At 52.4% G+C, this 14,392-nt stretch carries 11 protein-coding genes; 4 read left to right on the top strand and 7 right to left on the bottom strand.

The window, feature by feature from the left end; genetic code table 11:
* Positions 1–31: 31 nt before the first annotated feature.
* The 7 genes from JL719_RS02660 to JL719_RS02630 all read right to left on the bottom strand — a co-directional run bounded on the left by JL719_RS02660 (position 32) and on the right by JL719_RS02630 (position 6,698).
* Complete coding sequence (locus JL719_RS02660; protein WP_051669758.1) at positions 32–1,954, bottom strand: cytochrome c peroxidase; 1,923 nt, start codon at positions 1,952–1,954, stop codon at positions 32–34.
* A gap of 516 nt (positions 1,955–2,470) precedes the next feature.
* Positions 2,471–2,953, bottom strand: a complete 483-nt coding sequence (locus JL719_RS02655) for a cupin domain-containing protein (RefSeq protein WP_033155875.1) — start codon at positions 2,951–2,953, stop codon at positions 2,471–2,473.
* 495 nt (positions 2,954–3,448) lie between these two features.
* Positions 3,449–4,762 (bottom strand): methanethiol oxidase, encoded by a 1,314-nt coding sequence (mtoX, locus tag JL719_RS02650; protein ID WP_033155874.1) that lies wholly within the window; start codon positions 4,760–4,762, stop codon positions 3,449–3,451.
* Positions 4,763–4,901: 139 nt separating this feature from the next.
* Complete coding sequence (locus tag JL719_RS02645) at positions 4,902–5,174, bottom strand: DUF4242 domain-containing protein (RefSeq protein WP_033155873.1); 273 nt, start codon at positions 5,172–5,174, stop codon at positions 4,902–4,904.
* Positions 5,175–5,369: 195 nt separating this feature from the next.
* A complete protein-coding gene (locus JL719_RS02640) occupies positions 5,370–5,651 on the bottom strand; it encodes a hypothetical protein (protein WP_129871333.1) in 282 nt (93 codons plus the stop codon).
* Between the two features lie 178 nt (positions 5,652–5,829).
* Complete coding sequence (locus JL719_RS02635; protein ID WP_033155872.1) at positions 5,830–6,054, bottom strand: addiction module protein; 225 nt, start codon at positions 6,052–6,054, stop codon at positions 5,830–5,832.
* Between the two features lie 47 nt (positions 6,055–6,101).
* Entirely contained in the window at positions 6,102–6,698 is a 597-nt protein-coding gene (locus tag JL719_RS02630) for a TetR/AcrR family transcriptional regulator (RefSeq protein WP_033155871.1), read from the bottom strand.
* 301 nt (positions 6,699–6,999) lie between these two features.
* On the opposite strand from JL719_RS02630, the gene dcd reads away from it, so the two are divergent.
* From dcd to JL719_RS02610, 4 genes are all read left to right on the top strand, one after another.
* Positions 7,000–7,566, top strand: coding sequence for a dCTP deaminase (gene dcd / locus JL719_RS02625; protein ID WP_033156120.1), 567 nt, complete (start codon positions 7,000–7,002; stop codon positions 7,564–7,566).
* Positions 7,567–7,608: 42 nt separating this feature from the next.
* Entirely contained in the window at positions 7,609–10,824 is a 3,216-nt protein-coding gene (locus JL719_RS02620) for a glycoside hydrolase family 15 protein (RefSeq protein ID WP_033156119.1), read from the top strand.
* Between the two features lie 8 nt (positions 10,825–10,832).
* Positions 10,833–11,816, top strand: a complete 984-nt coding sequence (glk, locus tag JL719_RS02615) for a glucokinase (RefSeq protein ID WP_033155870.1) — start codon at positions 10,833–10,835, stop codon at positions 11,814–11,816.
* Between the two features lie 116 nt (positions 11,817–11,932).
* Positions 11,933–14,356 carry a sensor domain-containing protein gene (locus JL719_RS02610; RefSeq protein ID WP_051669756.1) on the top strand — a complete coding sequence of 808 codons (2,424 nt, stop codon included), beginning with the start codon at positions 11,933–11,935 and terminating at the stop codon, positions 14,354–14,356.
* The last annotated feature ends 36 nt before the right edge of the window (positions 14,357–14,392 follow it).

Genomic DNA, 14,392 nt, shown 5'->3' with positions numbered 1-14,392 from the left:
TTGTGACAAAAAAAGCCGACCAATCCCCGAGCTATCGTCCCTTACCAGGGTCCGGCATCGGCCCCGCCGTCACGCCACTATCGCCAACCGGCGCGGCAAAGGCGTCCGACACTAAAGTACTTATATTGCCGCCGCTCAGCGCTTCCAGAAACGCTACAAGATCAGCGATTTCCCGATCAGACAAGCCCAGCGGCTTGAGCAAGGGCGACAAATTTTCGTTGGCTACGCCGCCTTGATTATAAAACTTCACCACCTCGGCCAAGTTCGGCAAGGAACCGTTATGCATATAAGGCGCGCTGAGCGCGACGTTGCGCAGCGACGGGGTTTTGTAAGCCCAGCGGTCGGCGGGATTCTGGCTGATTTCGTAATAGCCCAAGTCGCCGGGTTTCTCGGTATTTACACCTTTCAGATGCTCGCTATCCACATCCACAAACACGCCCGGCGCCACTTGCACCCGTTGTTTTTCCGGCGACTTTTGCATGGATTCGGCATAGCCAACGCCAGTGTTATGGCGTTTTTGATCGGTAAACAAGGCAGACTTGTCGCCAATCACGTGACAACTGCTGCAAGCGGCTTTACCGGTAAACAAAGCAAACCCCCTTTGCGCCGCCTCGCTAATCGCCGTTTTTTGTTTCCCAAAATACCAGCGGTCGAATGGCGAATCGGCGGCATTTAACGTGCGCTGATAACTAGCCAAGGCCTGACCGATGGTTTCCATGGTCGGCCCTTTGTTAAAGGCTTTTTCAAACAGCCCGCGATAATCGGCGCTGGCTTTTAGTTTATCCACCACATAGCCAATCGACGGATTCGCCATCTCGTTATGCGCCAGCAATGGGCCCCAAGCTTGTTGTTCCAGACTGTTTTCCCGGCCGTCGTGAAATAGCAATTGCGCATAGCCGACGTTATACAAAGACGGGCTATTGCGCCTAACGCTACGCCCTTCAATACCCACCGCCGTGGTCATTTCGTTATTACTAAAGCCTTGTTCCGGGATGTGGCAGATGGCACAGGAAAAGGTATTGTTCAGGGAGAGCCGCCGGTCGAAGAACAGCTTGCGACCCAATTCGATTTTGGCGTTGGTCAGCTGATTGTCTTTCGGCACCGGAAACTTCGGCAAGCCGAGTGGCGGCTTTAGAGCAAAGTCGATCAACTTTGCCGGCTGCCCCCGGCGCTGTGCCAGTGCCAGTGAACGGGTTTGGTAATCGGCTTGCTGATAATTTTGCTTATTGTCACCGGGCTGGAACAACATGTCGGCCCGTGCCGGTAGTGGCAAGGTTTGTGGTTTAGCATCGGCCAGCAAGGTTTTGACATCGTTGATCAGCGTGTCGGCATGCAGAAAATCCACGCTATAAATATTGCGGACGTTTTTGTCCTTATCGATCAAATACACCCGCAACAAATGCGAAAACGTGCCGGTAAACTGGCCTTTGTCGTCGTAGACTTTTTGCACGTTTTGCTGGTAACCGTCGAGGATGGGCTGCAATTTGGCTTCGTCTTTAGTAGTCAGAAATTGCCAGTCGAAATCGCCGGTTTTAAAACCCTCGCCGTAATGGCGCATCATTTCCGGCGTGTCTTGGGCAGGGTTAAAGCTCAAAGTCAATAACCTGAGTTTGTCCGCCAATTCCGGCTGTTTTTGCAATTGCCTGCTGATCTTGTGCAACACCTGGGTCGCCAGCGGGCAGCCGTTGACATCGCTGCAGGCGGCGTAGATGAAACTGAGTAATACCAGTTTGTCGCCCATTAAGTCGTGGAGGTGTTTGGGCTGGTTGTTGGTGGTTATTACTTCGCCATCAGCAGCTTTTGTGATGATGGGTAGGTTGTAGGTGCCGGGTTTTGCGGGTTCAAAAGGTAGTGCGGTGTAGCCGGGGGCTAAGGGGTTTGGTTTTTGTTCTTCGGCGAAAACTGCTGCGTTTGTCAGTAAACAGAGGATAGGGAGTAAATAAGGGAGTTTCATGAGATTGCTGCTCCTATCGTTCCCACGCTCCAGCGTGGGAACGCAGCTGCGGACGCTCCGGCGTCGGCTTTAGGAAAAAGTAGACTGGGGCGATCAGGGAGCTTCATGGATGCTGTTTACTCTTGGGATTTGGTGTCGCTGGCGCGACAGCTTGATTTAATGTCGGGTCTCGGCCCGACAGCCGAGGTACTTTTCTTTGCTTGTCCAAAGAAAAGTACCCAAAAGAAAAGACACCCGAATGCTGCTTGTTTCCTGCGCTCCGAAGCTTTTGAACGGGGTTGCCGAAAGGGGCTTCCTGCCCCTTCGGCAACGCGCCGCATCCATGCGGCGCCCCTCCGGGCTGGTCCGTTCAAAAGCTCCGGTGCTCGGCGCGGCATACGGGAGGAAAACCATCCCGAAACTTGAAGGACACTTTATTTTTACGTAAATAAAGTAGCCTCAATGCAGTGAAACGGAATCGAGGAGAAGATAACTTCGATTATCCTCGATTCCACTACGTTTCATCGAGGCTACTTGCTACTTATTCTTGCGCGGATCATCGGCCGAATTCGTATAAGTAATACCCCATGGCCCAGTAGCGATTAATTCGACGATTGTTTCCTCATCAGTGGTCCACACATAATGAGTGTGTCCGGCCGGCAATACAAAGCCTGAACCTACATTCAGAATCTCACCTTTTTTGGTGTCAAATGTTTCACCCATGCCATTGCCTAATTTGCCACGGAGAACGGTAATTACCTCTGTGAACGGGTGTATGTGCGGTGGGATTGGATAATTGGCTGGAAATTTCAGCAGAGCGATAAAAACTCCCGCTTTGTTTGGGTCCCCTAATACAATGGCGCTTTTGGCACCTTTAGGGAGTATCGGTTCGTCATTCCACTTAACTGTATCCGGAACAAAAGATTCCGTGGTAACGGCGCTCATCCGTTCAATTTTGTCCTGAGCTAGTGCGAAATCCGCGAAAGAAATAAGTATTAAAGCTATCAAATAAAATCTCATCTGGTTTCTCCATTTTCTATATTGTTAAGCTCATAGCTCTGATTAGGGCGCGTGTAGGGCGTCAATAGGCGTAGCCGTATTGCGCCGTATGTTGGCTTTAAATCATTCGGCGCATTACGCTATCGCTAATGCGCCCTAAAAACACTTCGTAAATAATAAGCCGTCGGATTTGGCATGGGTTCCCCCCGCATGCCGCGCCGAGCACCGGAGCTTTTATCGAGAATAGCCCGAAGGGGTGCGACAGGGAGAGCCTGCCCCGCTTTTTCGGGCATGCCGCACGTCGGCGGAGGGGCTGGGAAGCCCCTTCTGCCGACCCTCGATAAAAGCTTCGGAGCGCAGGATCAAAGCGGCGTCCGGGTGGCTTTTTCTTTGGATACTTTCTTTTGGCCAAGCAAAAGAAAGTATCGCGGCTGTCGGTCCGCGAACCGACATTAAATCAAACCGTCGCGATAGCGACACAAACACAACAACCCCGAATGACCACCGAGCAAACAACTACTTAGGCGAACCACCATACAAAGCATACGCCCCAAACCGCATTTGATGCGCCCTACCCAGCTTCTCTTTTGTAAAATCAATCGAGAACTGCTCGGTCAACTTGCTACCATCCCAACTATAGGCTTTGAAGAATTGCTCGTTGTCCGCGCCTTTCTTGTCCCAATTGGCCAGCAGCGACGAGGTGTAATACAAGCGTTTGCCGTCCCAGCTGGAGGACACCATATTCACTTGCGCGCCGATTTTTTGCTCAAACACTTGTTTGGGGTGGAACGGATCGCTGATGTCGAAGCGGCGGGTCATACCATCCATAAAGGTATTGACCCACAGGGTTTTGTCGTCGCTGGAGATGGAAATGTCCACCGGCAACGGGATTTTGGCCGGTTCGCCGATGTCCGCGACATCCTTGGCTTGCCATTCGCCCTTGTCGTCTTGGTGTATCAACCAAATTTTTGAGGTCAGCGCGGTGCTGGTGAAGCAGTAGTTGTGATCTTCCGCCCAAGCGCAACGGATTTCCAACGGCGCACCGGGAACATCGAAAACTTTTTTCGGTTGGCGACTGTGTAAGTCCCATTGCACGACAGTGTTGCCAAAGCGTTTCATCGCTTCCGGGTCGGCCAGCATTTTGCCAAAGTCCATCATGTAGTTAGACCAGCCGGTGAACGACGAGGTCAGCATCAGGTTTTTGCGTGGCAATACCCGCACGTCGTAGTTATAGCCGTCGGCGTATTTGCCGGATTTGATCGCGCCTTCCAGGTTGCTGTCGGTCGGCAGCCAGTAGGTGGCAATGTAATCGCCGGCGTTGCTGTATTCCACAATCGCGGTGCGGCCGCCGTGGTCTTTGTTATTGGACAAGCCGGTGATGATCATCCGGCCCGGCAAGGCGTACAAGCTATGCGGGCCGACCACACCGCCGCTTTTGGCGACGAAATCGGTGATGGTTTTGCTGAGTTTAGGTTTGGCGGGATCGGTAGACACGTCGAAGATGAAAATCTTATTGGTATCCAGACCACCGGCCCACAGAAATTTACGATCGTCGGTAAAGTCGGAATGGTGGGCTTCGTTACGGCCACCCACCGACAGACTGCCGATCACTTTGCCGTATTGTTTGGATTTGGGATTGACGTCGACGGTGACCAGCTTGTCCTGCTCGTCGCCAACGCCTTCCGCGCCCAAGGTCCAGATGTACACAAAATCTTCCTGGCCGGTGATTTTCGCCATGTACGGCGAGGCACAGGTTTCGTCAGCGCTGGCGGACAGGCTGGCGGTGCCGAGTAATAAGGCGGCGCTAAAAGTGCTTAGTTTAAATGTCATGGTGTTCTCTCCCCTTGTTGTTATCGTTCCCACGCCTCAGCGCGGGAATGCATGTTGAACCGCTCTCGCGGTTCCGGGACGCTGGAGCGTCCCACCTCAGGTTCCCTCGCCGGAGCGTCGGAACCATGAAACTACCAGCTTAATCGCTCGTGGTCGGGTCGATGATGGTGGTAATTTGTTCGATGCGATTGGCCGGAAAACCGCCTTGCTCGGCGTGTTCGCGAATCGCTTGTTCGTTGTCGGCGATATAAATGCAATACACTTTATCGCCGGTCACATAGCTTTGTAGCCATTGGATGCGCGGCCCCATCTCGCGCAACACGCCGCAGGATTTTTGGGAAATGCCTTGCAACTCGGCTTGCGTCAGCTGGCCGGCGCCGGGAATGTCGCGTTCGATGATGTACTTGGGCATGATGGCCTCCTAATAAATGACCGGTCGTCTAATTTGCCGGCGTTAAAAAATGCTGCCGGGAGGGCAGCGGTTATTTCGATTGGTAGGCTGGGTTGAGGGAAAGCGAAAACCAGCCAGGCGTCTTCTTAATGCTCGGTTTCATTGCATTCAACCCATCCGACGCACTAAGACACACTTCAGTAAATTCGGTAAACCTCATGACCACTCATTAATTTGAACTCCGAATTCTTCCAAAGCAGTTTGTTTTGCGTCAAACTCAGTCAAATGCCAAGAATCGCCATAGAGTCCCTGGTTAGTTGTAGAATAACAAAGCAAGTAACCTGATCCGTCGAAATATATATCGATGTCAAACAATTCTCGACGTGTAGATGAAGTATTATCGCTAGTTGTATTAGCTACAGGCCACCACCCAGTTTTTTGATCTCCAGCGACAAAAACAAGCTTTTGAACACGACAGATGATTTTGGAAATGCTCATAGTTTTTTGATCAAATTCCAGCTAACTCAATGTTGCAAAAGATGTATGCTTTTTAGCTAGGCACCCGTAAATGCTAGGCTTCATTCCATTCAACCCATCTTACGCACTAAATTCTTGATTTTTAGAAAAAATATTGTTTACTCCAACTCACCAAGGGCCTGAGGATACAAGAAGTATTTCATAAAAAGCGCTGTCTTAGCTCCGCCATGACTTGTTCGCCATCCAGTAGCAGCGCCGAATTGGCGTCTATTTCCTTGCAACGCTTTTCAATTTCTTGCCGCCACTCCTCGGAAACAGGTAAGTCCTCTTCATAATCTAGGCTTTCGATCAGTATTTCCGCAATATACGCTCTTGCTTCCGGCTCCAGTTTTAAAGCCTGTTCGGTTATCGTTTGCGCATCCATAAATCACCTCCAATTTGGCGCTAGCATGCGATAAGGTAGGAACTCAATCAAGCCCGAAAATAATCATCCAACAAATCCCGGCAAACCGCCTGCAACGGCTCCACCGATTGCTCGACTTTCATTCTTAGCAACGCCCCCTGCCAGCCGTTCAACATCAAATCCGCCATGCTCTTCGCCGAGCGATCCAGTCGCACCGAACCTTGTCTTTGGCCGCGTTCCAACGCCGCTTGCTGCAAGGCACTGTATCGACCGACGGCATCCAGCAAGGCATCGCGGCATAAAGGGCTGGTATCGCCAATCTCGCCCATTAAATTACCCAGAAGACAACCGCCCTTGAAACCGGTTTGCGCCACCTCGGCTATCAATCCCAAATAGTAAGCCTTCAAAGCCGCCAAGCCGTCCGTTTCCGAATTTTGCAAATGGCCGGATAAGCGCAGGATAAACGGCTCGATGTAATGATGTATTGCTTCGGCGGCGAAGCGTTCTTTGCTCTCGAAATAGGCGTAAAACGAGCCCTTGGGTATTTGCACGGTATCCAGGATCTCTTTCAAGCCGGTGGCGTGATAGCCTTTTTCCAGCAGCAAGCTGACGCCCTGCTCCAGGAGCTTGTCTTTTTTCAGCTGTTTGGGTGCTAACTTCGTCATGGGCCTTATTATGCGACCGGTCGTCTTATTTTGTAAATAAGTTTTTTCTAATTTATAAAAAATAATCGCGTACTCTTTGTAGGTCAGGGTGCGCGATGGCGCTCCCTGACAATTTAAGCTTGTCACGTAAACGCTTTCGCGGCAACGTAACCTACCTGATACTTGATTGTCGCAACATCAGCCAGAACAGCAAGCGCCAGACCTCAACAAATTAGCGCCTTTAGGCAAGCCAACTAGCGATTTTTCCGCCCTAATATGCTATTTTGAACGCTCTGTTATTTTTCCCTACCCAACCAGCAACATGAGCATAAAATCAGACAAATGGATTCGCCGCATGTCCGAGCAACACGGCATGATAGAGCCGTTTCAGGCCGGGCAAGTCCGTGAATCCGCGCAAGGACGCATCATTTCTTACGGCACCTCCAGTTACGGTTACGACGTCCGTTGCTCCAACGAATTTAAAATCTTCACCAACATCAATTCCACCATCGTCGATCCCAAAGACTTTGACGAAGGCAGCTTTGTAGATGTGAAATCCGACGTCTGTATTATTCCGCCCAATTCGTTTGCGTTGGCCCGCACCGTGGAGTTTTTCCGGATTCCGCGCGATGTGCTGGTCATCTGTTTGGGCAAATCGACCTACGCCCGCTGCGGCATTATCGTCAACGTCACCCCGCTGGAACCGGAATGGGAAGGCCATGTGACGCTGGAGTTTTCCAACACCACCCCGCTGCCGGCGAAAATCTATGCCAACGAAGGCGTCGCGCAAATGCTGTTTTTCGGCGGCGACGACGTCTGCGAAACCTCTTACAAGGATCGCGGCGGTAAATATCAAGGCCAAACCGGAGTAACCTTGCCCAAGGCTTGAGTGCCCAATTCCTTAAACGCCACATCACAATCCATTAAATACATGATGCCGACCAGTCAAACCGAGACGCTCGACCAGTATTACCAGCAAGTTCAAGACATTATCCTGAAACGCCAGGATTGGATAAGTGGCCTACTACCGGCCAGTACCGCCGTCACCACCCACGGCAATTACACGGACGCTTGGGTGCGGGACAATGTCTATAGCATCTTGGCGGCCTGGGGCCTGGGACTGGCTTACCGTAAAGTGGAGGGACAACAGGAACGCACCTATTTACTGGAGCAAAGCGTCGTCAAACTGATGCGAGGTCTGTTGACGGCGATGATGCGGCAAGCGGCCAAGGTCGAAAAATTCAAGCACAGCCAGGACCCGCTAGACGCTCTGCACGCCAAATACAAAACCAACAGCGGTGAAGTGGTGGTGGGCGACAGCGAATGGGGGCATTTGCAACTGGACGCCACCTCCTTATTCTTGCTGATGCTGGCGCAAATGACCGCCTCGGGCTTGCGGATTGTGTTCAGCATCGACGAAGTCAATTTCGTGCAAAACCTGGTGCATTACGTCAGCCGGGCCTATCGCACACCAGACTATGGCATCTGGGAACGCGGCAATAAAATGAATCACGGCCTGGCGGAATTGAATGCCAGCTCGATCGGCATGGCCAAGGCGGCGCTGGAAGCGATGTCCGGCTGCAATTTGTTTGGTAAGGACGGCGGCCAGACCGCGATCATCCACGTAATCAGTGACGACATCGCCCGCACCCGCATTACCCTGGAAGCCTTACTGCCACGTGAATCCATCTCCAAGGAAGTCGACTCAGCAGTACTGAGTGTGACCGGCTTTCCGGCCTTCGCGGTAGACAATAAAGCGCTACGCGAACGCACCGAGGCTTTGATTGTCGACAAACTGCAAGGCCGTTACGGTTGTAAACGCTTCCTGCTGGACGGCCATCAAACCGTCATCGAAGATCATCAACGCCTGCATTACGAACCCAATGAGTTGAAGCAATTCATGGACATAGAATGCGAATGGCCGCTGTTTTTCTGCTACTTATTACTGAATAAACTGTTTGCCGGCGATACTGAAGGGGTTGGTGATTACCGCCGCCGCCTGGAAGACTTGCTGGTGGAGCAGAACGGCCAATGGCTGTTGCCGGAACTATACATCGTGCCGGAAAGTGCCATCCCCGCTGAAAAACGCCACCCGCACAGCCAAACCCGCATTCCCAACGAAAACGTACCCCTGGTCTGGGCGCAAAGCTTGTATATCCTGGGCGGTTTGCTGCAAGACGGCTTGATCAGCGTGGACGACATCGATCCGCTGGGGCGCTACAAATCCACCCGTCTGTACCCGAACTCCACATTGCAGATTGCCCTACTGGCCGATGACGAACAGGTACAAGACGAATTGCGCGGGCGCGGCATCCCCTCGCAAACTTTAACTGAAATCGCGCCGATCCAAGTGCGAGACGCCAGCGAATTAGCCGCTGCTTACACCCAAGTGGGCCGCAACGACCGCATTGGACTCACTGGACGACCCCTAAGACAATTACGCACGCTAGCCACCTCCAAGCTTTACGTGCTGGCGGGCGAGCCTTTATTGTTTTTACCGCAATTCATGAACCAAAAAGGTTTTTATATTGCCATGGACAACCAGTTACTGATTCAACGGCTGCGTACTGAACTGGCCTACATCATCCGCCACTGGGACAATCCCGCTCAGCCCTTGTTGGTCATCAACATCAAGCACAACATGCTCGGCAACGAAGACCGCCAAGTATTGTTGGGTTTTATCGAGCAACTCAGCCAAGGCAATGTGCAAGGCACACCGGTGAAACTGGGACGATTGACTGATTTTGTGCAAACGGCCAGCCACGAAAAAATCGGCAACTTACATGGCTTTAGCTTTTCGGAAGCGAATTGGGAAGAGGTCGAACGGCCTTTCGCTAATTTGCTGGCCCACGACGACCAAGCGCCGCAAGCACTGGATAGCTTCGTACTGACCGAGTGGGAAATTGGTGACGATGGCCGCTTAGTAGAACAATTGCGCAATAACCCCAACCTCTATGCCCAGTTGGAAGCCCTCACCTTGCTCTGCCAACGCCACGGACTTGATTACGACACCGGCTTACGCAACGACGAAAACCAGCCAGGGTACGTGCGCGACTTGCTAGAAGAAGTGTATGCCCGAGCCGGCGACCGCCATGCTTGGTATGTGGTGCGGCGTTGCGCCAGCTTACTGGGCAAATACGACATCAACCTGGAACAAGCCGCCACCGAGATTCTGGTGCGCCAGCATGGCTTGACGGTAGGCCGCGCTTACAGCGGCAAAGCCACCTTGCGCCGCCCCACCGACTCCTGGCAAATTCTGGACACTATCCGCACCTTTAACCCCAACGACAGTAGCCAGCAAATCATCGTCCAGGAGTTAATCATCTACCTGGGCATGCTGATCAAGTTAAAGCCGGAATTGTTCGCCGACATGCACACCATTCGCGTCGGCCACATTCTGCAATTGATCATTGCCAGACAAAAACGCCTGAGCAGCACCTCTCTGGACCAGGCGTTTAGCGATATTTTGTCGCTGCCGCCACATCAGGTGGCGGACCTATTGCAGGAAACCCTGGAAGATTACAACAACAGCGAAAACCAGCTGGGGCAAGTCGAAACCTTGCATTGCGAAGGCCCGCAGCGCGATCTGACCGCCGCGCGCTTTCCGGAGTCGATGAACCCGAAAGACCGCGGCGACGCCGACGACTGGTATGCCTGGCGCGAACAGCAAGGCAGCGTCGGCCGGGAAAACGAAGCCTTCTTCGCTGGCGTATGGGACTTGTTGCATCACTGCAAGGGTTTGATGGTCGGCGAAAAATACAACAGCAAACGCCGGATCGACAGCGAAATCATGCTGGCGCAAATGACCGCCGGCGAACAAAGCTTTAGATTACATATCAACCATATTCTGAATAAAATTCAGGCGCCGGTGTATCGGCAATTGAGCGTGGAAGCCCTGCGCGCGCTGGCCTCCATTGTCCGCGATTATCCCGACCTGTACATTGACGACACCTTGGTGACGGATATTTTGATCGGCCATGCGGTCAGAATAAGTTGGCTGCAACAGCACCCGCACTACCGCGATCATTACGAAGAATGCGTATCGCTGGCTTGGCAGGCTTTTTACCAGTTGCCGCCGCATGCGTTGGCCAACGCGATACTCGATGCCTTGATCCACCTGCTCAACAACGCCACCCCAACCTCATGAGGACGACTATGATTCTAGCCGGCGACATTGGCGGAACCAAAACGGTTCTGGCCTTACTCGACAGACAAGCCGACGGCACGCTGAGCTGTTTGCAGGAACAAACTTTTGCCAGCGGCGAGTTTCAGACTTTTGAGGAAATTCTGGATCTATTTCTGAGCGACACCCCAACGGTGACATCGGCTTGTTTCGGCATAGCCGGCCCGGTCGTCAATCAACGCTGCCAAACCACCAACCTGCCCTGGCTATTGGATGGCGAACAACTCAAAGCTCGACTGGGCACCGACCGGGTGAAATTGCTGAACGATTTGGAAGCCATGGCAATCGGCATGCTGCACCTACAGGAACAGGACTTCGTCGAACTAAATCCCAACGCCGAGCCGCAAACCGGCAATATTGCGGTGATCGCCGCCGGCACCGGTTTGGGCGAAGCGATGCTGCATTGGGATGGCGAACAGTATCACCCCATCGCCACAGAGGGCGGTCATTGCGATTTTGCCCCGCAAAACCCGCAACAAGATCAACTGCTGACTTTCCTGCGCGGCCGTTATCCTGCGCATGTCAGCTGCGAACGGATATTGTCCGGTATCGGCTTCAGTAATATCTACGACTTTCTGGTCCAAGCCCGCTTCGCCCCGCCCTGCCCGGCGGTGCCTGCACCCGCCAATGCCAGCGGCGTTGATCGCAATGCGCTGATTTCGCGCTTGGGCGTGGACGATGAAGATCCCTTGTGCCGCGAAACCGTGCGCTTGTTTGCGGAACTTTACGGCGCCGAAGCGGGTAACTTGGCCTTAAAAGCCTTCGCTACCGGCGGCGTATTCATCGGCGGCGGCATCGCCCCCAAAATCAGATCGGTGCTGGAATCCGGGGAATTTATCCAGGCTTTTGTCGCCAAAGGCCGGTTTCAGCCCATGCTCGCCAAGCTATCGGTCAAACTGGCTTTGAATCCGCGCACACCTTTGCTGGGAGCAATGCACTACTTTGCCGCGCAATAAGCATTTCGTATCAAGCTATAGAAAAAGGTACGGCAGCGTCGGAATCGGCTAGGCTTATAAATCAACCTTTTAAATAAGCCTTTGCTAGATTTACTTGCTAGCAGTGTAGCCGAGTCATGGTCCAACCCAAGCAGAAACAAGCCAGTTTGCAAAAATCGCTATCAATCCTTCAAGCCGCGCTCGACTCCAGCACCGACGCTATATTGGTAGTCGATCTGTTCGGCAAGATCGCCACTTTCAACCCGCAATTCATGCGGATTTGGGGCATCCCGCCAGGTTCTTTGAAGATCGGCGACGATGAGAAATCCCTGAGCTACGCCCTGAAACTGCTAAAAGACCGAACCTCCTTCCTAAACCGAATCGAAGAGATTTATAAATACCCTAAGCAACGTTACGCCAGCGAACTGGAGTTTAAAGACGGCCGCTTTATCGAAAGCTATTGCCAACCACAATATCTGGACGGGCAACCGGCGGGCCGGGTTTGGAGTTTTCGGGACATCACCGAGCAAAAAACCTCGCGCAGGCGCTTAGCCCAATTAAGCTTTGGTATGGATCAAATGCATGACAGCGCTTATTTGATTACCGAGAATGCCAGCTTCATTTATATCAACAACCAATCCTGCAAGGCTTTAGGCTATAGCCATCAAGAGCTGTTGCGCTTGAGCGTATTCGATGTAGACCCTTGCTTTCCGCGCCAAGTCTGGGCCGCGCACTGGGCGGAGCTGAAAATTAAGCGCTCGAACAAGTTGGAAACCATCCACAAAACCAAGGATGGCAGGTTGTTTCCGGTGGAAGTCGTGGCCAATTATTTTGAATACGCCAATGTCGGTTATAACTTGGCTATCGCTCGGGACATTAGCGAACGTAAGCGTATCGAAGAAGCCCTGCAACAGGCCGCACTGATTTATCAAAACAGCAGCGAAGCCATGCTGTTGGCAGACTCGGATGATCGCATCCTGACAGTCAACGCCGCCTTCACCACCATTACCGGCTATCAATCCGATGAAGTAGTCGGTAAGCACATTGGCATTTTAAACAGCAGCATCCACAGCGAAGCTATGTGGCAAGCCATTCAAAGCAAGGGCAGCTGGCAGGGCGAAATCTGGGACAAACGTAAGAACGGCGAGTTATACGCCAAGTGGTTAACCGTCAATACCATCTTTGATGCTCAACAGACCATGCAGCGACGGGTGGCTTTGTTTTCCGATATTACCGAAAAGAAAAAAACCGAAGGCGTGATCTGGCAACAAGCCAATTTCGACCCATTAACCCAATTGCCGAATCGGCGCATGTTTTACGACCGGCTGAGTCAGGAGATCAAAAAAGCCCACCGGGAACACAAGCGTCTGGCGCTGTTGTTTATCGACCTGGACTTATTCAAGGAAGTGAACGACACACTGGGACACGACATGGGCGACGAGCTGCTGCAAATTGCCGCCCAACGGATTTTGACCAGCGTGCGGGAAACCGACACGGTAGCCCGCCTGGGCGGCGACGAGTTTACTGTGATTCTGAGCGATGTCGGCGACCCCGACAACGCCGAGCGTATAGCCGGCAAGCTGTTGCACAAAATGACGGAATGTTTTCAGTTGGGTAACGAAATTGCTTATATTTCCACCAGTATCGGCATCGCTTTTTTCCCGGATGACGCCGACAACCTGAAATCGCTGTTAAAGCATGCGGACCAGGCGATGTATGCCGCCAAGCGCCAGGGCCGAAACCAATATTGTTTTTTCATCCCTACCATGCAGGAATCCGCACAAGCGCGGCTGCGGCTCAGTAACGACCTACGACAGGCTCTGGCCGGGCAGCAGTTTTATTTGTGCTACCAACCCATCGTCGAACTGGCTACTAATACTGTACGCAAAGCGGAAGCGCTGATCCGCTGGCAACATCCAACACGCGGCCTGATCAACCCGGCGGACTTTATTCCGATTGCCGAAGAAACCGGTTTGATCAGCAGCATCGGAAATTGGATTTTTCAGGAAGCCGCCGAGCAAACCAGTCGCTGGCGGCAATCGATACACGAAAAATTCCAGATCAGCATCAATAAGTCGCCGGTGCAATTTCGGAATGAGCGCGAAAGCCATCGCGATTGGCTGGATAGGCTGGAGGCACTGAGTCTTTCCGGGCAAAGCGTCGTCATCGAAATTACCGAAGGCCTGTTACTGGATGCCAATAGCAGCGTGGCCGAGCAACTGTTGTCGTTCCGCGACGCCGGCATTCAGGTGTCGCTGGATGATTTCGGCACCGGCTATTCCTCGTTGTCTTATCTGAAAAAATTCGACATCGATTATCTGAAAATAGATCAGAGCTTCGTCCGCAATCTGGCAGTTGGCTCCGACGACATGGCCTTATGCGAGGCAATCATCGTGATGGCTCACAAATTGGGCATAAAAGTGATTGCCGAAGGCATAGAAACCTCAAGCCAACGGGATTTGCTTACTGCGGCAGGTTGCGATTTTGGACAGGGTTATTTGTTCGCCAAACCGTTACGGGCCCAGGAATTTGAGCAATTGTTTGCCGATTGCAAGCTTTGAAAGATCGGCAGCGGAGGGAGTAAGGGAAGTATGCCA

The organism is Methylomonas sp. LW13 (genome assembly GCF_016865255.1).
Classification (GTDB): Bacteria; Pseudomonadota; Gammaproteobacteria; order Methylococcales; family Methylomonadaceae; genus Methylomonas.
The sequence above is the reverse complement of the archived record's forward strand: the minus strand, read 5'-3'. Positions and strand labels throughout refer to the sequence as shown.

Bases quoted from the DNA above. Each gene is read 5' to 3' on its own strand.
- JL719_RS02660 (WP_051669758.1), bottom strand. From the start codon at position 1,954: ATGAAACTCCCTTATTTACTCCCTATCCTCTGTTTACTGACAAACGCA.
- JL719_RS02655 (WP_033155875.1), bottom strand. From the start codon at position 2,953: ATGAGATTTTATTTGATAGCTTTAATACTTATTTCTTTCGCGGATTTC.
- mtoX (WP_033155874.1), bottom strand. From the start codon at position 4,762: ATGACATTTAAACTAAGCACTTTTAGCGCCGCCTTATTACTCGGCACC.
- JL719_RS02645 (WP_033155873.1), bottom strand. From the start codon at position 5,174: ATGCCCAAGTACATCATCGAACGCGACATTCCCGGCGCCGGCCAGCTG.
- JL719_RS02640 (WP_129871333.1), bottom strand. From the start codon at position 5,651: ATGAGCATTTCCAAAATCATCTGTCGTGTTCAAAAGCTTGTTTTTGTC.
- JL719_RS02635 (WP_033155872.1), bottom strand. From the start codon at position 6,054: ATGGATGCGCAAACGATAACCGAACAGGCTTTAAAACTGGAGCCGGAA.
- JL719_RS02630 (WP_033155871.1), bottom strand. From the start codon at position 6,698: ATGACGAAGTTAGCACCCAAACAGCTGAAAAAAGACAAGCTCCTGGAG.
- dcd (WP_033156120.1), top strand. From the start codon at position 7,000: ATGAGCATAAAATCAGACAAATGGATTCGCCGCATGTCCGAGCAACAC.
- JL719_RS02620 (WP_033156119.1), top strand. From the start codon at position 7,609: ATGATGCCGACCAGTCAAACCGAGACGCTCGACCAGTATTACCAGCAA.
- glk (WP_033155870.1), top strand. From the start codon at position 10,833: ATGATTCTAGCCGGCGACATTGGCGGAACCAAAACGGTTCTGGCCTTA.
- JL719_RS02610 (WP_051669756.1), top strand. From the start codon at position 11,933: ATGGTCCAACCCAAGCAGAAACAAGCCAGTTTGCAAAAATCGCTATCA.